This window comes from Azospirillum rugosum (assembly GCF_017876155.1).
Classification (GTDB): Bacteria; Pseudomonadota; Alphaproteobacteria; order Azospirillales; family Azospirillaceae; genus Azospirillum; species Azospirillum rugosum.
Genome location: NZ_JAGINP010000005.1, coordinates 86636 through 106616 on the forward strand (window position 1 = coordinate 86636; position 19981 = coordinate 106616).

Consider the following 19981-nt stretch of genomic DNA (forward strand, 5'->3'; position numbering starts at 1 on the left):
CCGATTCCGGTTGCATTCATACGTGTGACAATGCCATGGATCGGGAGTTTCTTCCGATAATCACCACCGTGGCGTGAACCATACCGCGATCGCACTGACCCTCCTCCTCTCCGCGGCGACCGCGCGGGCGGAGGGGCTCGTGCCGACGCTGTCGGATTGGGGAACGGTGGGGCTGCTGCAAACCCCCACCGCCCGCCTGCTGCCGGACGGCACGGTCACCGGCGGCTATTCGGCCCTGGGCGACCTGCACCGGCACCTGACCGTCGGTGCCCAGCCGCTGCCCGGGCTGGAGGTTGCCCTGCGCGAGACGCTGTACCCGAACCCCTACGGGATCAGCGAGCCGGGCGTCGACGCGAAGCTCCGCCTGCTGCGGGAGGGGGAGTGGTGGCCCGCCCTGGCGGTCGGTGGGCGGGACGTGACCGGCGCCGGCTTCGACCTGCCCGGCAAGGGCCGCTTCGCCGGGGAGTATCTGGTGGCCTCCCGCCGTTGGTGGGACGTGGACGTCAGCGTCGGGCTCGGCTGGGGCGCGCTGGGCGACTACGGGCATTTCAAGAATCCATTGCGCTTCCTGGGCGGCAAGTTCCGGCGCGACCGGGACCCCACCCAGCCCGCCTCGCGCGGGCCACAGGCTTGGTTCACCGGAAACCGCACCGCCCTGTTCGGCGGGCTGGAGTGGCACACGCCGGTCGAGGGGCTGAGCGTCAAGCTGGAATACAGCGGCGACAGCTTCCGCGCGCAACAGCAGGAGGATCCCGCCTTCCGGCCGGGCCTGCCGGTCAACGCCGGCCTCGCCTATCGCCCTTTCCAATGGCTGGAACTCGGCGCGGGGTTCGAGCAGGGCAAGCGCGCCATGCTCCGTCTCTCCGCCCGCCTCGACCCGCGGGAGGACGGCGGGCCTTCGTCCCGCCCACCCCCGCCGGTGGCGCATCGGCCGGCCGGCGGAACCCCCATGGCCGCGGACGACATCGTGGCGTTGGCGCGCCTCGCCGGGCTTCCGGCGCGCACGGCCCTGGTGACGGACGGTGAGGCGGTGCTGTGGCTCGACCCGGCCGGTGCCGGCACGGCTCCCCTGGCGCGGGAGGTCGGGCGCGCCGCCCGCATTCTGGCCGACAGCACGCCGGCGGAGGTGGAGCGGCTGACCGTCGTGACCGGGACCATGGGTCTGGAGGGCGCCGCCGTCACCCTGCTGCGCCGCGACGTGGAGCGCGCCGCCGACGGGCGCGGCAGCGCCGAGGAGATCTGGCGCACCACACGTGTTTCCGACGCCGCCGGGCCGCCTCCCGACTGGCCGTCCCGCTGGTCGCTCACCCTGCACCCGACGCTGGAGACAAGCCTGTTCGAGCAGGGCGTGCCCTTCGTCCAGCGCAGTTTCACCGACCTCCGGCTGACGGGGGAACCCGCCCGCGGGATTGTCCTCGGCGGCGGGCTGCGGTTCGCCGTCTCAGACAACCTCACCGCGCTCGACACCAACGCGTTGCCGGTCGGGCGGCCGGTGCGCAGCGACCTTCCCCTCTACGCCCTGCCGCGGATCGAGCTGGAGCGCCTGTACGGCGCCTGGGTCGCAAGCCCGGCCGATGGCTGGACCACGCGGCTGTCGGCCGGGCACTTCGAGGAGATGTTCGGCGGCTTCGGTGGCGAGGCGCTGTACCGGCCGTTCGAGGCGCGCTGGGCGGCCGGGCTGGACCTGAACCGGGTGTGGAAGCGGCCGGCGGGCGATCCGCTGCGCATCGACGCGGAGAGCGGCCGCACGACCGGGCAGGCCAGCCTCTATCTGGAGGCGCCGGGCGCCGCGACCACCGGCATCCTGCGGGCCGGCCGCTACCTCGGCGGCGACTGGGGTGGGACGGTGGAGCTTCTGCGCGTGTTCGACGGGGGCTTGCGCCTGTCCGCGCACCTGACCTGGACCACGGGGCCCGACAACGCGCAAAGCCGCCTCGGCGGGCGGCTGGAGCAGGGTCTGTCGCTGGTGGTGCCGTTCGGTCCGTCCGGCCTGGTGCCGGTCGGCGGCGCCGCGGAAGTGGCCGTGCGCACGCTCGGCCGGGACGCGGGACAGCGGCTTCGGCAGCCGCTTCCCCTTTATGAGGCCACGGTGCCGGCGGGCTTTGGCCGCCTCGCCGGCACCTGGTCACGCCTTATGGAGTAGTGACCGAACCCTCAGGATCAGCGGACCGAGGCGATGGTGCCCGTCCGCGGGTCGAGTTCCACCGTGCTCCAGCGGCCGTTCTGGTCCTGGGCCTCGGCGACGTAGTTCTGGCCCTGCTTGCGGAAGTCACGGACCGAGGTGAAGCCGGCCGCGCTGAAGTAGTTCAGCAGGGAGGTCTGCATCAGCTCGGTGCGGTTCTGCCCGCGGCCGGCCCGGCCCTGGACGTTCGGGTCGACGTTCATCAGCACCTGGCGGTTGCCCTGCGTGTCGCCGGTGGTGCCCATGCTGCCGGTCGAGCCCATCGTGCCCGTCGAGCCCATCGTGCCCGTCGAGCCCGTCGAGCCCGCCGAGCCCATCGTGCTGCCGGCAGTCCCGGTCGTGCCCATGGTGCCGGCCGGGCCGACCACGCCGGTGTTGGACATGGCGCGCCGGTTGGTCTCGGTGCCGTAGGTGTTGCCGTAGGCGGGCGAGCGGTCATTGGGGCCCAGGTCGCCGGGCACCGCGTCCGACAAGGCGCGCCGGTTGGATTCCGTGCCGTAGGTGTTCCCATAGGCGGGCGCGCGATCGTACTGCTCCATGGTGCCGGTGCCGGCGGACCCGGTCACGGCGCGCTGACCGCTCGGGTTGGCCGGCGTGCCATAGGTGTTGCCGTAGGGCGGCAGGCGGTCGTTGGGGCCCATGCTGGTGCCGGCGGCCCCATAGGACGGGCTGTTCCAGGACTGCGCGCCCGTCGGGCGGTTGGTTTCCCACGGATCGGGCTGCTCGCCCGGCAGGCTGCGGACCTGCGGGCTGGTGGTCGGCAGGCCGGACGGGCTGCTGCGCTCGTAGCCCGACTCCGACGCGTTGTTCTGGTAGGTGTTGCCGGTGGTCTGGGCCATGGCCGCCGGCGACGCCGCCAGGGTTGCGGCGATCACGGCAAGAGAAAGCTTCGTGTTCATGGCATTCCTCTCCTCGCGAAGGGGCGCCGCCCGAACACAGCCGCAGCGACGCCCTGTGCCCGCACCTTCGTGGCGCAGGCTCTCAGCCCCGACAACAGCGCACGCGGCCTTCTTGTTGCGCTCAAGCCACGCGGAAGGCGTCAAGTGACCACTTGCGGCTATGGACTATCCGTTTGGGATCGGACCTACCCAAGAAAAGTCCTTTGCCGGGCGGAGCCTTGGGAACCTTCGTCCTGCCGTAGTGTTCTGAACAGTACAAAACGCTCTTCACAGAGTTGCCCGTTCAACAGACTGCGCGTCGGACGAGCTGTGAACCGCTTCGGGCCGAGCGAGGGAGGGTAGGATGCTCTATTGGGCACTGGTTTTCTTCGTCATTGCGCTGGTTGCCGGCGCGCTCGGTTTTGGTGGGATTGCGTCGGCCTCGTCCGGCATTGCGCAAATCCTGTTCTTCCTGTTTCTCGTCTTGTTTGCCGCGAGCTTGATTCTGGGCCTGGTCAGGCGCCGCTAGACCCGGCACCCCGCCTTTGCGAAGGAGGGGTGACTTCCCCCGCGTGGCGCCCGCGGTCGTCCTTCGTCTCTGTGGACCGGCCGCGTGAGTACCCCAAAGCCTCTCGATGTTAGCCTCGCACCTGCCGGCAACGCTCTCCCGAGCGTTGCCGGTTTTTATTGTGCGTGGATCGGGAGAATGGGGGCCAGGCGGGATCAGTCTCCCGGATCAGTCCCCGGATCAGTCGTCGTCGTCCGACCCGGGCGTGCGGCCTTCCATCAGCTGGCGCAGGGCGCGCCGCCCGCGCGACAGGCGGGACTTCACGGTGCCGATCGAGATTCCCAGGATGTCCGCGGCCTCGCCGTAGGAGATCCCCTCCAGGCCGATCAGCAGCACCACCTCGCGCTGTTCGGTCGGCAGCATGCCCAGCGCACGCTTCAGGTCGCGCAGCTCCAGCCGGACGAACTGGCCGCCGTGCGCCGCGCCGATGGCGGCCTGCCCTTCCCCGTCGATGTCCACCACCGCCTGCCGGCGGCGGATGCCGTTGATGTGCAGGTTTCGCAGAATCGTGAAAAGCCACGCCCGGAGATTGCTGCCCGGCCGCCACAGGTGCAGGCGGGACAGCGCGCGTTCCAGGCATTCCTGGACAAGATCGTCCGCAAGCGTCGCGTCGCGCACCATGGCGCGCGCAAAACGGCGCAGGCGCGGAATCTCGGCCTCGATCTGGGCAATGATCGCGGGATCGGGCGGTGCCGACGGTGCGCCGGAACCTTCCGCGTCAACCTCCGCACCCTCCTCGACCTCGGCCGCCACATCCAACTCGTCGTCATCGGCTCTGGCCCCGGCAATCACCGGGCTGAGCGCGACGGGATCGAGCGACGCGGGGGCGCACGCCGGACGGCGCAAGGAACTCGCGACGTGGTTCGCCATCGGTGGAACACTGCCTCCCTAAATACCAAAAGCCTCAAGCGCCTCAGAAACGCGGGAAGGATCGATCCGGTCCCTGATTTGCGCCAAATGCGCCAGGATCATCACCGGATTCCCCAAAGACATTCGCTGGCCCTTCAGTACGTAATGGCCGGGCGGATGGGCTGCCAGTTGGGAAAAAGGCTAGGTTCTCACACAATTTGGCGAGATTACCTCGGACATGCTAGGCACCGCCCGTTCGCGCCAGGAACCTTTATTGGCGAGGAACGTATTGATCCCGCACATTCGGGAGGCTTCATGACTTGGCCCAAAAGGAAAAGACCGGCTGGAGTACTCCAACCGGTCTCGAATCTCTTTTGCGGGAGTGCATGGCGGAAGGCCTGCGATGAACCGTGTTATTCACCCCTCCCTGAGGCCGCAGCAAGCGGTTCTTCTTTGTCCTTTCGTAGGCGTCTCCGTCCCTCAGCAGATGTTGTGTTTCTTTCGGCGCTGCTGTCCCGCCTGAAATGGACAATACTCTTTTGTCCCTTTCGGGGGAATCCGGCCAATCGCACTAGCGGGGCAGTCTTCCCGCATACACCCAACGATTCGAGGGTTTCTACAAAGGGTAGTGCCAAGGTTTATGGAACGGGGCGGCGAGCGCTCGGTGCCATCGCGCTGGCCACGGCCTTGGCGGCCCCAACCACGGCGATGGCCGGTGCGGGTGACGGCACCGTGCGCGCGCTGGAGGCGCTGGCCAGCAAAGGCAGCGCCCGCGCGCAGTATGAGCTTGGCTTGCGCTACGAGGCCGGGAACGGGGTGAACCGGGACGAGCGGCTGGCGCTGTCCCTCTATTGCCGCGCGGCCCGGCAGGATTACGCGGAGGCGGCCTATCGGGCCGGCCGCATGCACATGGCCGGCAAGGGCCCCGTCTCGCGCGACGAGGATCTCGGCCGGTCTTGGCTGCGCCGCGCCGCGATGCTGGGCAGCGAGGAGGCGCAGTCCTACGCCCGGGGCGGCAGCGCCAAGGCGAAGGCGCCGGACCGCTGCGAGCCGCCGAGCATCCGCTGGGGCGTCATCCGCATGCCGCCCAAGGAAATCCGCACGATGGTCACCAAGCTGGCGCCGACCTACGGGCTCGACCCCGAACTGGTGCTGGCGGTCATCGCGGTGGAATCGGGTTACCGCGTCGACGTGGTGTCGAACAAGAACGCCATGGGCCTGATGCAGCTGATCCCCGAGACGGCGGAGCGCTTCGGCGTGACGAAGCCCTTCGACCCGGAGCAGAACCTGCGCGGCGGCATGAAGTACCTTCGCTGGCTGCTCGCCTACTTCGACGGCAACGTGTCGCTGGCGCTGGCCGGCTACAACGCCGGCGAGGGGGCCGTCCTGCAGTACAAGGGCGTTCCACCCTACCGCGAGACGCAGGATTATGTGGAGAAGGTCCGCAGCGTCTACCCGCGCCGCAGCCACCCCCACGACCCCAGCGTTGCACGCTCCGCCGGCCTCGTCACCGCCAAGCAGGAGGAGGTCGCCGAACTGGGCATCTCGCCCAAGGGGCGGGCCACCGCAAAGCGGTAACGGGGTTCTGAAACGACAACGGCCCGCCGAAAGGCGGGCCAACTTGTCAACGACAGCCCGCCGAAAGGCGGGCCACCGCCAAAACGACGACGGCCCGCCAAAAAGGCGGGCCGTTGCTCGTTCATGCCGGAGGATGGCGTCCCCTAGGGGATTCGAACCCCTGTTACCGCCGTGAGAGGGCGATGTCCTAGGCCTCTAGACGAAGGGGACCTTCATCGGGCGATGCTCGTACCGTCAGCCAACGAGTGGCGTCCCCTAGGGGATTCGAACCCCTGTTACCGCCGTGAGAGGGCGATGTCCTAGGCCTCTAGACGAAGGGGACAGTCTTTCGTCGTCTGACGACGTGGCGTCGTCGGCGTGGGCGGGTTTTTAGCGAACCCGCCCTTCCCGATCAAGCCTTTTCTGACAGGTTTTTTGCGATTTTCAGAAAGCCGTCCACGGCGGCCTGCGGCGTGTCGAAGGCGGTGACCAGGCGCAGCAGCGTCCCGTCCCAGCGGTAGAAGCGGTAGCCCGCCGCCTCAAGCCCGTCGGCCACGGCGGCCGGCAGGCGCACGAAGATCTCGTTGGCCTCCACCGGGAAGGCCAGCTCCGCCCCCGGCAGCGCGGCAAGGCCCTGCGACAGCCGATCGGCCATGGCGTTGGCGTGGCGCGCCAGCCGAAGCCACAGGTCGTCGGCCAGCCACGCGTCGAGCTGCGCCGACAGGAACCGCCCCTTCGACACCAGGTGCCCGGCCCGCTTGCGCAGGAAGCCGAAATCCTCGGCCAGGGCGGGGTTGAAGAAGACCACCGCCTCCGCCGCCAGGCAGCCGCCCTTGGTGCCGCCCAGCGCCAGCACGTCGACGCCCACCTTCCAGGTGACGTCGGCCGGCGCGCAGCCCAGCCGGGCGATGGCGTTGGCGAAGCGCGCGCCGTCCATGTGCACCGCCATGCCGTGGCCGTGCGCCACGTCGACCAGCGCCGCGACCTCCTCCGGCCGGTAGACGGTGCCGGCTTCGGTCGCCTGGGTCAGGCTGAGCGCCGCCGGCTGCACCCGATGCACCACGCCGATGCCGGCCTTGCCCAGCGCCGCCGTCAGGGTGTCCGGGTCCAGCTTGCCGCCCGGACCCGCCAGCGGGACCAGCTTGGCGCCGTCGGTGAAGTTCTCCGGCGCGCCGCACTCGTCGGTGTTGATGTGGCTCTCGTCGTGGCAGTAGACCGCGCCGTAGGGAGGCACCAGCGCCGACAGGGTCAGCGCGTTCGCCGCCGTGCCCGTGGCGACGGGGAACACCGCAACCTCCGTCTCGAAGATGTCGGACAGGCGTCGCGTGACGTTGTCCGACCAGGGGTCGTTGCCGTAGGGATCGGCCGACCCGACCGAGGCGGCGGCCAGGGCGTTGACGACCTCGGGGGCCGCGCCGGCGACGTTGTCGCTGCGGAAGTCATAACTCATCGCGGATTGGTTGCCTTGCCAGTCGTGACCGTGGTGGAAATGGCGCCGGAGCGCGGATCCATCACATAGAGCCGGTCCACGCCGTCGGGAATGGTGACGCGGAAGACGACGCGGTTGCCGACCGCGACCGGGTCACCCATGCGCGCCCCGGCCGGCAGGTCGAGCCCGACCTCCTCCGTCCGGCCGACGGGGGCGGACGCGACGCGGTCCGGGTCGGCGCCGGGGTTCCCCCGGTTGGGATCGTTCATGCGCTTGTAGAGTTCGACGCCGATCACCGCGAAGCCGGCGATGATCAACACGCCCATGATGACGACGAGTGCCTTGAGGAACTGCACGGTTTGGGGTCCACTCTCGCGCGAATGTAAGGAGTTACGCCGAACGATGCCCGAGCGCACCGTCAACAGCAACCATGACGCCGGAAACGGCGGTGATCGCCACACCTACGAGATCCCCGCCGAATCCGGCGGCGACCGGCTCGACAAGGCGCTCGCGGCGGGACTGCCCGGGCTGTCGCGCTCGCGCGTCCAGGCGCTGCTGGAGCAGGGCTGCGTGCGCGAGGGCGGGCGGACGATAACGGACCCCTCCCTCAGGGTCAAACCCGGCCAAACTTTCGACGTTTTCGTCCCCGAAGCTGAACCTGCACAGCCAGAGGCCCAGGACATCCCCCTGGACGTGATCTATGAGGACGAGGACGTGCTGGTGATCGACAAGCCCGCCGGACTGGTGGTCCACCCCGCCGCCGGCAACCCGGACAACACGCTGGTGAACGCGCTGCTCGCCCATTGCGGCGACAGCCTGTCGGGCATCGGCGGCGTGAAGCGCCCGGGGATCGTGCACCGACTCGACAAGGACACCAGCGGCCTGATGGTGGTCGCCAAGAACGACCGCGCGCACCACGCGCTGACGGAGCAGTTCTCCGGCCGATCGCTCAGCCGCACCTACCAGGCGCTGGTCTGGGGCGTCCCCTCCCCCAAGGAGGGGCGGATCGAAGGCAACATCGGCCGCAGCACCGCCGACCGCAAGAAGATGGCCGTGGTCGCCCACGGCGGAAAGCACGCGGCCACCCGCTACCGCGTGGTGAAGGCGTTCGGGACCGCCCTGGCGCTCGTCGAATGCGTGCTGGAGACCGGGCGGACCCACCAGATACGCGTGCACATGGCGCATATCGGCCATCCCGTCGTCGGCGATCCGCTCTACGGCAAGGGCCGCGCGGGACGCGCCGGCGGTCGTCACGCCTCAACCCTTCCGGAACCCGTCCGCGGCTTGTTTGTTGGCTTTCCCAGGCAGGCGCTGCACGCGGTCGGGCTCAGCTTTCTGCACCCGACCCGGGGGGAGCAGGTGCGTTTCCAGACCAGTCTACCCCCGGACATCCGGGATTTGATCCATACCTTAGAATCACTATAAAACTCTATACCCCCGCGTAGAAGTCGGTTATTCTTCGCGTTAACGGCCACCCACGCTCTAGCTTCCCATCCGGAAACGATCGTGGCGGCGCAGCACTGAAGAACGGTCGGGTGCCCGGCAGAAGGCACGAACAACGGCCGTCGGAGAGGGTCAATCATGGCGACACTATCCAGCGTTCCGGTCATCAGTTCCGAAAGCAACCTCTCGCGCTACCTCCAGGAAATCCGCAAGTTCCCCATGCTCGCGGCGGAGGAGGAGTACATGCTGGCCAAAAGCTGGCAGGAGCACGAGGATTCGGACGCCGCCCACAAGCTGGTGACCAGCCACCTCCGGCTCGTGGCGAAGATCGCCATGGGCTACCGGGGCTACGGCCTCCCGCTGTCGGAGCTGATCTCCGAGGGCAACGTCGGCATGATGCAGGCGGTCAAGCGCTTCGACCCCGACCGCGGCTTCCGGCTGGCCACCTACGCCATGTGGTGGATCCGCGCGGCCATCCAGGAATACATCCTGCACAGCTGGTCGCTCGTGAAGATGGGCACGACCGCCGCGCAGAAGAAGCTGTTCTTCAACCTGCGCCGCCTGAAGGGCCAGATGCAGGCCATCGAGGAAGGCGACATGTCGCCCGAGCAGGTGCGCCACATCGCCACCACCCTTGAGGTGCCGGAGCAGGACGTCGTCAACATGAACCGCCGCCTGGGCGCCCCCGACCATTCGCTGAACGCGCCTCTGCGCGCCGACAGCGAGGGCGAGTGGCAGGACTGGCTGGTGGACGAGACGGCCAACCAGGAAATCTCGCTCGCCGAGAGCGAGGAGCTGGGCAAGCGCCGCAAGCTGCTGGCCCACGCCATGGAAGGCCTGAACGAGCGCGAACGCCACATCCTGGTGGAGCGTCGCCTGCGCGACAATCCGACCACGCTGGAAGACCTGTCGCAGAAGTACGGCATCAGCCGCGAACGCGTCCGCCAGATCGAGGTCCGCGCCTTCGAAAAGCTGCAGAAGGCCATCAAGAACGCCGCCCTGGAGCAGAAGCTGGCGGGGTAATGGTTCAAAGGCCCTCTCCCGCCCCGGGAGAGGGGTTGGGGTGAGGGTGGCGCCGGCCTCTGGCCGGCTGGAAGCCATCCAAAGCGGTCAAGAAAGGGCGTTGAGGGCGTTATTCCGGGCTGCCGCCCGTAACGACCCCTCACCCCAACCCCTCTCCCCCAAGGGGCGAGGGGCTTTTAGCGTCAGGCCGGCTCCTCGCCCGGCGCGAAGCCGCCCGAATCGTCGAAGGTGTCGCCGGCGACGTCCGGGCCCCATTCCTGGACCAGGCCGACCTTCACCTGCTTCAGCGCGCCGACGCGCTTTTCCGCCCGCATCACCTCGAAATTCGCCACGGCCGGCGGGATGCCGTAGTAGAGCGCCCAGCCGATCGCCGCCGCCCCGTACATGATCAGCCACGCCACGGGATCGGCGAAGATCTTGCCGGCCGCCGTGATGGTGTGGTTGTGCTTCCACAGGTCGATGGCGTAGGGCATGCAGCCGCAGAAGTTCAGCCCGCCCACGGTGATCGGCGCCGACTTCTCCGGATCGCGGTCGGTGACGTAGGCGACGATGGTCGGGATCATGCCGACCCCGAACAGGATCGAGGTGGGCAGCACCACCAGCCCCGCCGGGATGATCAGCAGGATCAGCGTCAGCATGCTGCCTTTGCGTTTCCGCTTTTTCCCGCCGCGGGCCATGGGTGCTCCCTCAAATCCTCAGAAGGCGAAGAACAGGATGATGCCGGCCACCAGAAGGGTGGACAGCAGGCTCGACGCGATGGCGGCCACCTGGCGGCCGGTCGATTCGATGATCGTGCCGCGGTCGGCGATGGTCTGCCGCAGCTTGTTGATCTCCGCGTCCGCCTCCCGGTAGGCGATCTGGGCGGCCTCGAACTCCAGCTTGTCCCGGCGCAGCGCTTCCGGATCGTCGACGATCTTCAGCAACTCGCCCAGCCGGCCGTTGTGGGCGGCACCGTCGGCCTGCTTGCGCACGGTCTCCTGCTGCGGGCGGCTGTGGAAGCGCCGGAAGGCGGGATCGAGCAGCGCCACCACCCAGGCGGCGAGGTGCGACAGCGAATCAGTGCCGGTGCGGGCCTGGACGTCGGCCAGGATGGTCAGCATGGCGATGACCCGCCGCATCGGCTCCACGCTGGAGCCGAGCTGGGTGTAGAGCAGCTCGTCCGTCCGCTTGTGCCGCACGGCCAGGAAGGCGGCGATGTGCCGGTCGATGGGGTCCTTGTGCCGCTCCCCGCCCGCCGCCACCCAATCGAGTGCGCGCAGCAACTCCGCCGGGTTGGTCGGGATCTGCTTGCCGACCAGCGGGCTGAGGCAGGGCATGGTCGGGTTCATCTCGTACAGCACCCGCTCCACGCCCAGCCCGTGCGCGGTGCGGTCCAGGAAGGCGCGGATCTGGTCGAAGTTCTGCACCATCGGCACGAACTCCGGCTTGAAGTCGCTCTGCACGTTCACCCAGAACATGGGCAGCTGGTTGGCCAGCACCTCGGCCACCGGCTGCGGCGACTCGCCGCGCAGGAACGCGTCGGCCAGCATGGTGCCGATGCCGTCCGGCATCATCGCCTTGCCGCGGTAGCGGATCGGCGCCGTGGGGTCGAGCGCCATGCCGACGCGGGAGACCAGCCGTTCCGACATGCTGCCGGCCTTGCCGGTGGACGCGGTCTGGATGGCGTTGCCGACCGCCTCCGCCCGCGCGTCGTCGCCCATGGAGCGGCGCAGCCACTTGTCCAGCTCCCCGCCTTCGATCACCGTGGAGGCGGCGGCGACGTGCTTGGCGAAGGCGCGGGCCAGCGTGCGGCAGTGCCAGTATTCCTGCCCCTGAAATTCCAGCGGCCGGGCGGCGCGGCGCGGCACCTGCGGCTGCTTCGGGCTGAGCCGGCGCCCGGCCACCCACAGGTCGAGGTCCTGCAAGGTCCAGCGCTGCTTGGGGTCGTCCACCAGCAGGCCGCGAATCACCTCGTTGATCGCCAGCGGCAGGCGCATCTGGCCGACCAGCGCCGGGTAGGACCCGCGCTCGATCTTCGCCTGGAGGATCTGCTCCTCGTCCAGGTGGGCCACCGGGTTGCGGCCGAGCAGGAGCAGCAGAAGCGTGACGCCCAGCGAATAGAGGTCGTCGGCCATCGTGCCGTTGCCGCGGCCGGCCGGGGCCGCCATGCCCCGCTCCACCGTCTCCAGCAGCACCGGCTGGCCGTAGCCGGGCGGCGTGGACACGCATTCGCCCAGCATCAGCCCGCCGGACGCCAAGTCACGGTAATAGAGGTTGGTCGGCCGGATGGCGCCGTGCACCACGCCGCGGCTCGACAGCTCCTTCAGCGCGGGCACCAGCGGGTGGATGATCTGGCGGGTCAGGTGGTCTTCGGGAATCGGCTCGACGCCGTCGGTGATGCTGTTCATCAGCCGACGGCCGGCCGGCCGTTCGAAGATCAGGCAGAATCGCCGCCCATGGTCGGCGGGCCAGTCCACCACGCCCCAGTCGAGCAGGCGCATGTGCACCTGGTTGTCCAGGCTCGACACGGTGGAGGCGATGTCGGTCCGCGGCAGAGTCGCGCCGTGCCCGATGATGGCGAAGGGCTCCGCCCGCTTGTCGCGCAGCGATCGCGCGGAGAAGGCGTTGCCGCCCACGCCGTTCAGAACCTGGAGCGGCGCGTTGGGCAGGACCTCGTACCGCTCGCCCAGCCTGACGGGGTCGGCGTTGGCCATCATCCGTTCCGCGGCCGCGGCGGTCATGGAATCGGACGGCATGGCTTGCTTGTCCCCGGAGCCTGCGAGCGTGTGCGCGCAATAGGAGGCGCGCAAAAGGCAAACAAACCCTTAACGGGTGGAAAGCGCCGGGCGTTGGGCCCCTTGAGGGGTCGCGCTGGGCCCCCACCCTAACCCTCCCCCACCTTCGGCGAGGGAGGGAACTCCGCCGCTCCGACGCTCAGCCCCTCCCCCCGCCGAAGGTGGGGGGAGGTTGGGAGGGGGGCCCAACGCGACCACGCAGGGGCCCTTCTCCCGGCGCTTACGTCCTCAATCCTGGAACGGGTCGTTCATCAGGATGGTGTCGTCGCGCTCCGGGCTGGTGGAGAGCAGGGCGACCGGGGCCTGGATCAGCTCCTCCACATGGCGGACGTACTTGACCGCCTGGGCCGGCAGCTCCGCCCAGGAGCGGGCGCCGTGGGTGCTGTCCTTCCAGCCCTCGAAGGTCTCGTAGATCGGCTCGACGCGGGCCTGGGCGCCGGCGTTGGCCGGGAAATAGTCCAGCTCCTGCCCGTCCAGGCGGTAGCCGACGCAGACCTTGATCTCGTCGAAGCCGTCCAGCACGTCCAGCTTGGTCATGGCGATGCCGTCGATGCCGCCGGTCTTCACCGCCTGGCGGACCATGACGGCGTCGAACCAGCCGCAGCGGCGCTTGCGCCCGGTGACCACGCCGAACTCCTTGCCGCGCTGGCCGATCAGCTCGCCCACGTCGTCGAACAGCTCCGTCGGGAACGGGCCGGAGCCGACGCGGGTGGTGTACGCCTTGCAGATGCCCAGCACGTACCCCACGGCGCGCGGGCCCATGCCGCTGCCCGCGGCGGCGTTGCCGGCCACCGTGTTGGAGGAGGTGACGTACGGGTACGTGCCATGGTCGATGTCGAGCATCTGGCCCTGCGCGCCTTCGAACAGGATGCGCTTGCCGGCGCGGCGCAGCTCGTCGAGCTTCTTCCAGACGACCGACGCGTATGGCAGCACCTGCGGCGTGATCTCGCGCAGCGGGTCGAGCAGGTCGGCCGGCTTCATCTCCTCCGCACCCAGGCCGCGGAGCAGCAGGTTGTGGTGGGCGAGCAGCGCGTCGACCTTCTCCTTCAGCACGGCCTCGTCGGAGAGGTCGCACAGGCGGATGGCGCGGCGGGCGACCTTGTCCTCATAGGCCGGGCCGATGCCGCGGCCGGTGGTGCCGATCTTGCCGGCGCCGCGGGCCTCCTCGCGGGCGCGGTCGATGGCGCCGTGCACGGGAAGGATCAGCGGGACGTTCTCGGCGACCAGCAGCGTCTCGGGCGACACCTCGACGCCCTGGCTCTTGATCGCCGTGACTTCGCGGATGAAGGCCCAGGGGTCGAAGACGACGCCGTTGCCGATGACCGACAGCTTGTTCGGCCGAACCACGCCCGAGGGCAGCAGGCTCAGCTTGTACGTCACGCCGTTGATCACCAGCGTGTGGCCGGCGTTGTGACCGCCCTGGAAGCGCACCACCACGTCGGCCCGGCTGGACAGCCAGTCGACGATCTTGCCCTTGCCCTCGTCGCCCCACTGGGCGCCGACCACCGCCACGTTGGCCATGTGTGTCTCCGCAAAAAAGTACGCAATCAAAACGGAAAGCCCGTCCCCGCCCCGCTCGGGCCAAGGGATCCGGGAACGACTACTCCAGCGCCGTCACCGCGCCGTCGGCCAACCGGTGGCCGCAGCCCAGGCGTCGCGCCTCCTCCGCCGGGTCGGCCGCCGGGGCGAGCCCGACCACCGTCACCCAGCCCTCGGCGCGCAGCTTGCCCGCCGCGGCCCAGGACGTGCCATGCGGCACATAAACGCGCTTCTTCGCGGCCGGCGCCGGAACGGCGCGCAGCAGCGTGTCCATGTAGAGGGTGAAACCGGTCGCCGGCTCGCCCTGTTCCTCTTCCCCGGCGCGGCCCCCGGCGCGGTAGCGCCCGCCCGCCCCCAGCTCGCCGCGCACGTCGCGCGCGAACAGGGTGAAGCTGAGGCCGGTCTGGTACTCGAAGCCGCGATGCTCCACCAGGTCCACGGTGATGACCAGATCCGGGCGCGCCGCGCGCAGCAGGCGCAGCGCGTCGGTCAGGCGGCGGCGGTCCTTCTCCGCCTCTTCCGGCAGCGGCAGGGAGGCCAGCACCTGCATGGCGCGCTCCGCCGGGCCGGAGGCGGTCATCAGCGTCTGCAGCAGCGCCGCCGCCGGCCCGCCGACCGCCGCCACGGCGGCCGCGTCCTTGCGGTCGAGCGCCGCCCGCAGGCGGGCCATCTCCTCCTCGGCGAGGCCCAGGCCGCGGCAGACCAGCGGCACCATGGTCGGCACGCAAAGGTCCACGGACAGGTGCTGCACCCCGACGCCTTCCAGCGCGTGGGCGGCCAGCAGGATCACCTCCGCGTCCGCCTCGGCCTCCAGCGGGCCGATCAGCTCCACGCCGACCTGGGTGAACTGCCGTTCGGGGCGCAGCTGCGAGCCCTTCACGCGCAGCACCTGGCCCGAGTAGCACAGGCGCAGCGGGCGCGATTCGTTCTTCAGCCGCGTGGTGGCGATGCGGGCGATCTGCGGCGTGATGTCGGCGCGGACGGCCATCATCCGCTGCGACAGCGGGTCCATCAGGCGGAAGGTCTGCTTCGCCATAGCCGCGCCGGAGCCGGACAGCAGGTTGTCCTCGAACTCCACCAGCGGCGGCTTGACGCGCTGGTAGCCATGCGCAGTGAAGTCTGCCAGCAGGCGTTCCACCGCGGCCGCTTCATGCGCCGCCTCGGGCGGCAGCACGTCGTGCAGGCCGGCGGGCAACAGGGCGGAGCTCAGGGGATCAGCGGGCATGGCCGGCGTCGTCTCGTCAAAAAATGGGCAAGGGCCGACGCACCGCGGTCGAGGCGAACGTCGGACACACGGTGCGCGTCAATACCCCAGCCCCAAGTCCCATGCAAACGGAAAAGCCCCGCAGGGCGTGCCCGTCTCCCCTGCGCTGAGAACGGTCGGGCGGTTATCCGCCTGCGCAACCGTCGAAAAACGCCGTTGAATTCGGTTGAAAAATGTTCGAATCCTGCGCGTGCATACCCCGCAATATCGGGGGTCCCAATATCGGCGAACAACGCGATGGCCGCCGCCTCCGCCAGCTTCGAGGTGCAGATCTACAAGGTGGACCACTGGGTCCTCGACACCCGCTTCGACATCGAGGCGGAGGCGTTGTCCTATGCCCGGCGCATCCTGTCCGGCGGGAAGATCGAAGGCGTGCGGGTGGTGCGCGACTGGCGGCGTCCCGACGGGCGGCACGTGGAAACGGAAATCCACGCCGAGTTCCGCGCCGTGTCGCGGACAGTCGCCGTGGCCCCGCTGGACGAGGCGCCGCCGGTCTGCACGACGGTCGGGGACGTCTACGGCGTGCAGAGCCGCATGGCGATCAACCGGCTGCTGCGCAACTATGTGGAACGGGCGGTCGTCACCCCGACGGAGGTCCTGCACAACCACGCGGAACTGACCCGGCTCTTGGGGATCGACGGCCTCGTCACCGGCGCGGTGGGGCGGGTGGCCGTCCTGCAGGCGGAACAGGGCGCCGGCGACGGGCGGAGCCGCCGCGAGGCCCTGAACGGGTTGCTGGAGTCGGTCCGCGACCGCGCCCAACGGGCTGCGACGCGCAAGGACCTGCCGGCGATCACCGCCACCGGCTTCCGCCCGATGTTCGACCAGCTGAACTCCCGGCTGTCGGCGGAAGAGCGCGATTTCCTCGCCCGCGTCGTCCTGTCGCGGGAGCTGGTGCAGATGCGCAACTGGCTCGCCAAGCTGGATTTCCTCGGCGAATTGGTGCGCGAGGACGGCGGGCTCGCCGACGAGCCGCTGACGGTCGTGGACGGCGTCATCGCCGACGTGATGGGCGCGCCCTCGGTCGCGCAGGAACTCCTGGGGATGCAGGGCAGCCTGGCGGAGGCCCTGTGCAACCTGATCGACCTGGCGCGCGGCCGTCTGGCCCCCGGCGGCCGGGCGGAGGACGACCGCGCCGTCCACCTGAACGAGCTTCTCGCCTTCCACGACCTGGACGAGACGCGGCTCGTCATCCTGGACCTCGTGCGTCGGCAGCTGAAGGGTACCCAGCCGCTCTACCGCCACGACCCGGGAAAGGAGCGGGAGGCCTTCCAGGCGGTTCTGGAGCGCGTGCTGTCCCTCGACGGGATCGTCGGCGGCGGGCCGATGGCGGAAGCGCTCGTCCTGCGCTGCCTGCGCTTCCACGAAGCGGGCGGGGCCACGGGCCGTCGGCAGGCCATCGCCGAGGTCGCCGCCGGCATTCCCGGCGCCAACGACCGCGTGCGCTTCCTGATCGCGCTGGCCGGCACGGAGCTGGGGCGGCAGCACGCGGACGACATCGGCGCGGCGCTGACGGCGCTGACCGGCGACCCGGCGGACTTCGACCGCTTCATCGACCGCCGCCTGCCGGTGAAGGACAATCTGGAGACGCTGACGCTCCTCTACTGCCAGATTGCCGAGGCCCCCCTGCCCGAGGAGCGGCGCCGGCGCTTCGCGGACAATCTGGACCACATGCTGGTCGCCTACATCATCCACAGCCGGGTGGTTGAGCATCTCGACAACCCCGGCGACCCGCTGCGCCACCGCGCCAACCGCCTGATCGGCCTCTGCGCGCCGGGCACGCTGCGCAGCCGCCGGGCGCTGGACATGGTGCGGCGGCGCGTGGTGGACCACCTGCGCCAGCCCAACTTCGAGCACAAATACGTCGAGGATCTGCCCGACCGCACTCAGCGCCAGCTGGCCCTGCGGGAGTTCTACCGCCTGCTGGGCGAAGCCGGGTTTACCTGAAATCGGCGGTGGGTGTTGGGTTGCGCTGGCGCTCCACCCAACCTACGCTTGAATTTGCTTGGCCGTAGGTCGGGTGGAGCGCCAGCGCAACCCGACGACGCCTCGCTTTGGCCTCGCCTTACTTGACCAGCTCGGCCTTCACGGTCGCGAAGGCCCAGTCGAGCCAGGGGAGCACCGCTTCCATGTCCTCGTTCTCGACCGTGGCGCCGCCCCACAGCCGCAGGCCCGGAGGGGCGTCGCGGTAGGAGCCGGCGTCGAAGGCGGCCTCCTCCGTCTCAAGCAACGCCGCGAGCTTCTTGGCGAAGGTCGCCTGGGCGTCCGCGCTCAGCGCGGTGACGTCCGGGTCGGTGAAGCGCAGGCAGATGGCCGTGCAGGAGCGGATCGCCGGGTCGGTGGCGAGGAAGCCGGCCCAGGGGCTGGCCTCCGCCCACTCCGCGACGATGCGCAGGTTCTGTTCCGACCGGCGGACCAGTTGCTGGAGGCCGCCGATGGACAGCGCCCAGCGCAGGCCGTCGATGGCGTCCTCCACGCACAGCATGGAGGGGGTGTTGATGGTGTCGCCGACGAAGATGCCCTCGATCAGCTTGCCGCCTTTCGTCAGGCGGAAAATCTTCGGCAGCGGACGGTCGGGCTGGAAGCTCTCCAGCCGTTCCACGGCGCGCGGGCTCAGCACCAGCATACCGTGCGCGGCCTCGCCGCCCAGCACCTTCTGCCAGGACCAAGTGGCGACGTCGATCTTCGACCAGGGGATGTCCATGGCGAAGGCGGCCGAGGTCGCGTCGCAGATCGACAGGCCCTGGCGGTCATCCGGGATCCAGTCACCGTTCGGCACCCGAACGCCCGAGGTCGTGCCGTTCCAGGTGAAGACCACGTCACGGCCGAAATCCGCCTGCCCCAGGTCGGGAAGCTTGCCGTAATCGGCCTGGAGAAGGCGCACGTCGGGCAGTTTCAGCTGCTTGGTGACGTCCGTCACCCACTCCTTGCCGAAGCTCTCCCAGGCCAGCATGTCCACGCCGCGGGCGCCCAGCAGGTTCCACAGCGCCATCTCCACCGCGCCGGTGTCCGACGCCGGGACGATGCCGATGCGGTAGTCGCCGGGGATGGCCAGCACCGCGCGGGTGAGGTCGATGACCTCCTTCAGCTTCGCCTTGCCCGGCTTGGACCGGTGGGATCGGCCGAGCAGCGCCCCGTCCAGGGAATCCAGCGACCAGCCCGGCCGCTTGGCGCAGGGGCCGGAGGAAAACAGCGGGTTCGACGGCCGGCGGGCGGGCTTCATGGAGGCACTACTCCCCAAAATGCGGGATGGAAGACACGCGGCGGACGATACGGGCACGCCCGCCCAACCGTCAATTATCCCCGCACGCGCAGCAGGGTCGCCTGGATGTGGCGAATCCCCGCCCCGTCGCAGATGTAGTAGCAGACGGCCACCCGCCCGTCGGCCAGCACGGTCGCCCAGGGATAGCCGGTGTCGGGCGACGGCGCGTCGTCGCGGATGACGAACTCCGGCGCATCATCCAGCGGGCCCTTGTAAGGGTCCCAGACGCGGGCGCGCACGCCGTAGGGCTTGTGGCGGTAGCCGTAGACGACCAGCAGCCGCCCGTCGGGCAGCGGGCAGGCGTCGTAGGGGTGGCCGACCACCGCGCTCTGCGTCCAGGGCTCCCAGCTCTCGCCCAGGTCGCGGGAGACGGAGGTGACCAGATGGTCCTTCAGCCCCGTCGTGCGGTGGAAGGCGATCAGGCGTCCGTCCTCGGTCAGGTGCAGCGCGGTCTCGCAGAAGCCGGCCTTGCCGTCGGCGTCGCGGGCGATGGTGCTGCGAAGCTCCCAGCTCTCCCCCCGGTCGCGGGAGGCGAACAGGTAGCTGGTGTAGGGCCCGCCGGTGTAGGTCGCCATCAGCAGCGTGCCGTCCGGCGCCTCCACGGCCCGCCCGCGCACGGCGCCGCCCAGCATCGGCCGCACGCCGGGAATGATCGGCCCCTGGTCCGGCAGTTCCGGCAAATAACGGTGCGGCGACCAGTGCCGCCCCCCGTCGTCGCTGAACCGCGTGGTGCCGCCCCAGAACAGGAAGAAGGTGCCGCTGCTGTCCGCGTTGCCCAGCAGGTGCACGCCCTTCTCGCGCAGCCGGGCGCCGTGGCGCGCCGACATCGGGTACCAGGAGAAGCCGCCCATCAGGATGCGGCCGGAGCGCAGCACCAGCAGGTTGGCGTCCTGGTCACCGGCCTCCGGATCGGTGGGCAGGGCCTGCGGCTCGCCCAGCGGCTCGAACTCCGGGGTGAAGCGCTGCATCACGAGGTGGGAGCGCGAGTCCACATGGTCGACGCTGTCGAAGTCGCCGCTTCCCTCCGCCGGCTCCCCGTGCAGCCAGCGATGGTCGCGGGCGCGCCGGAAGGCGACCAGCACCGTGCCGTCGGCCAGCGTCGCCGCCGAGGGAAAGGCCGCGTAGAAGCGCCGGTCGCTGTAGACGACCCGATGGGAGAGAATGTCGAGCATGGTGCCTGAACCGCCGTCTTGCGCCCCCGAGGTCCGGGCGC

Annotated in this window: 16 protein-coding genes and 2 tRNA genes; 6 read left to right on the plus strand and 12 right to left on the minus strand. The window is 69.7% G+C overall.

Going from position 1 to position 19981, the window contains the following annotated elements; translation table 11 throughout:
- The first annotated feature begins 139 nt into the window (after nt 1-139).
- Nucleotides 140-2143, plus strand: a complete 2004-nt coding sequence (locus J2851_RS08550; RefSeq protein WP_307419340.1) for a YjbH domain-containing protein — start codon at nt 140-142, stop codon at nt 2141-2143.
- Nucleotides 2144-2160: 17 nt separating this feature from the next.
- On the opposite strand, the gene J2851_RS08555 is transcribed toward J2851_RS08550, so the two are convergent.
- Nucleotides 2161-3081, minus strand: a complete 921-nt coding sequence (locus tag J2851_RS08555; protein ID WP_209765733.1) for a hypothetical protein — start codon at nt 3079-3081, stop codon at nt 2161-2163.
- Between the two features lie 343 nt (nt 3082-3424).
- Here J2851_RS08555 and J2851_RS08560 point away from each other — a divergent pair, with 343 nt between their 5' ends.
- Nucleotides 3425-3589: a DUF1328 domain-containing protein gene (locus J2851_RS08560; protein ID WP_209765735.1), complete on the plus strand. Its 165-nt coding sequence runs from the start codon at nt 3425-3427 to the stop codon at nt 3587-3589.
- A 219-nt stretch (nt 3590-3808) separates the two neighbouring features.
- On the opposite strand, the gene J2851_RS08565 is transcribed toward J2851_RS08560, so the two are convergent.
- Entirely contained in the window at nt 3809-4498 is a 690-nt protein-coding gene (locus J2851_RS08565) for a sigma-70 family RNA polymerase sigma factor (RefSeq protein WP_209765737.1), read from the minus strand.
- A gap of 666 nt (nt 4499-5164) precedes the next feature.
- On the opposite strand from J2851_RS08565, the gene J2851_RS08570 reads away from it, so the two are divergent.
- Nucleotides 5165-6055 (plus strand): transglycosylase SLT domain-containing protein, encoded by an 891-nt coding sequence (locus tag J2851_RS08570; protein ID WP_246500515.1) that lies wholly within the window; start codon nt 5165-5167, stop codon nt 6053-6055.
- Between the two features lie 134 nt (nt 6056-6189).
- Here J2851_RS08570 and J2851_RS08575 read toward each other — a convergent pair.
- From J2851_RS08575 to J2851_RS08590, 4 genes are all read right to left on the minus strand, one after another.
- Nucleotides 6190-6265 (minus strand) — tRNA-Glu (locus tag J2851_RS08575).
- A 36-nt stretch (nt 6266-6301) separates the two neighbouring features.
- Nucleotides 6302-6377 (minus strand) — tRNA-Glu (locus tag J2851_RS08580).
- Nucleotides 6378-6446: 69 nt separating this feature from the next.
- Nucleotides 6447-7484, minus strand: coding sequence for a threonine aldolase family protein (locus J2851_RS08585; protein ID WP_209765739.1), 1038 nt, complete (start codon nt 7482-7484; stop codon nt 6447-6449).
- Nucleotides 7481-7819: a hypothetical protein gene (locus J2851_RS08590; protein ID WP_209765740.1), complete on the minus strand. Its 339-nt coding sequence runs from the start codon at nt 7817-7819 to the stop codon at nt 7481-7483. Before J2851_RS08590 ends, J2851_RS08585 begins: the two co-directional genes overlap by 4 nt.
- 46 nt (nt 7820-7865) lie before the next feature.
- On the opposite strand from J2851_RS08590, the gene J2851_RS08595 reads away from it, so the two are divergent.
- Together J2851_RS08595 and rpoH are read left to right on the plus strand one after the other, a co-directional pair.
- The gene (locus J2851_RS08595; protein ID WP_209765742.1) at nt 7866-8888 is read left to right on the plus strand and encodes an RluA family pseudouridine synthase; all 1023 of its coding nucleotides are present in this window, start codon (nt 7866-7868) and stop codon (nt 8886-8888) included.
- A gap of 156 nt (nt 8889-9044) precedes the next feature.
- Nucleotides 9045-9929: an RNA polymerase sigma factor RpoH gene (gene rpoH, locus J2851_RS08600; protein ID WP_209765744.1), complete on the plus strand. Its 885-nt coding sequence runs from the start codon at nt 9045-9047 to the stop codon at nt 9927-9929.
- 182 nt (nt 9930-10111) lie between these two features.
- Here rpoH and J2851_RS08605 read toward each other — a convergent pair whose 3' ends face one another.
- From J2851_RS08605 to J2851_RS08620, 4 genes are all read right to left on the minus strand, one after another.
- Complete coding sequence (locus tag J2851_RS08605) at nt 10112-10567, minus strand: hypothetical protein (RefSeq protein ID WP_246500516.1); 456 nt, start codon at nt 10565-10567, stop codon at nt 10112-10114.
- Nucleotides 10568-10624: 57 nt separating this feature from the next.
- On the minus strand, nt 10625-12664 hold the full coding sequence (locus J2851_RS08610) for a protein kinase family protein (RefSeq protein ID WP_209765747.1): 2040 nt from the start codon (nt 12662-12664) through the stop codon (nt 10625-10627).
- Nucleotides 12665-12931: 267 nt separating this feature from the next.
- Nucleotides 12932-14224, minus strand: coding sequence for an adenylosuccinate synthase (locus J2851_RS08615; protein WP_209765749.1), 1293 nt, complete (start codon nt 14222-14224; stop codon nt 12932-12934).
- A 79-nt stretch (nt 14225-14303) separates the two neighbouring features.
- Nucleotides 14304-15467 carry an ATP phosphoribosyltransferase regulatory subunit gene (locus J2851_RS08620; RefSeq protein WP_209765751.1) on the minus strand — a complete coding sequence of 388 codons (1164 nt, stop codon included), beginning with the start codon at nt 15465-15467 and terminating at the stop codon, nt 14304-14306.
- A 276-nt stretch (nt 15468-15743) separates the two neighbouring features.
- On the opposite strand from J2851_RS08620, the gene J2851_RS08625 reads away from it, so the two are divergent.
- Nucleotides 15744-17453 (plus strand): hypothetical protein, encoded by a 1710-nt coding sequence (locus tag J2851_RS08625; RefSeq protein WP_209765753.1) that lies wholly within the window; start codon nt 15744-15746, stop codon nt 17451-17453.
- Nucleotides 17454-17571: 118 nt separating this feature from the next.
- On the opposite strand, the gene J2851_RS08630 is transcribed toward J2851_RS08625, so the two are convergent.
- The gene (locus J2851_RS08630) at nt 17572-18729 is read right to left on the minus strand and encodes a phosphoserine transaminase (protein WP_209765754.1); all 1158 of its coding nucleotides are present in this window, start codon (nt 18727-18729) and stop codon (nt 17572-17574) included.
- Between the two features lie 74 nt (nt 18730-18803).
- Entirely contained in the window at nt 18804-19940 is a 1137-nt protein-coding gene (locus J2851_RS08635) for a sialidase family protein (protein WP_209765756.1), read from the minus strand.
- Nucleotides 19941-19981: the final 41 nt, after the last annotated feature.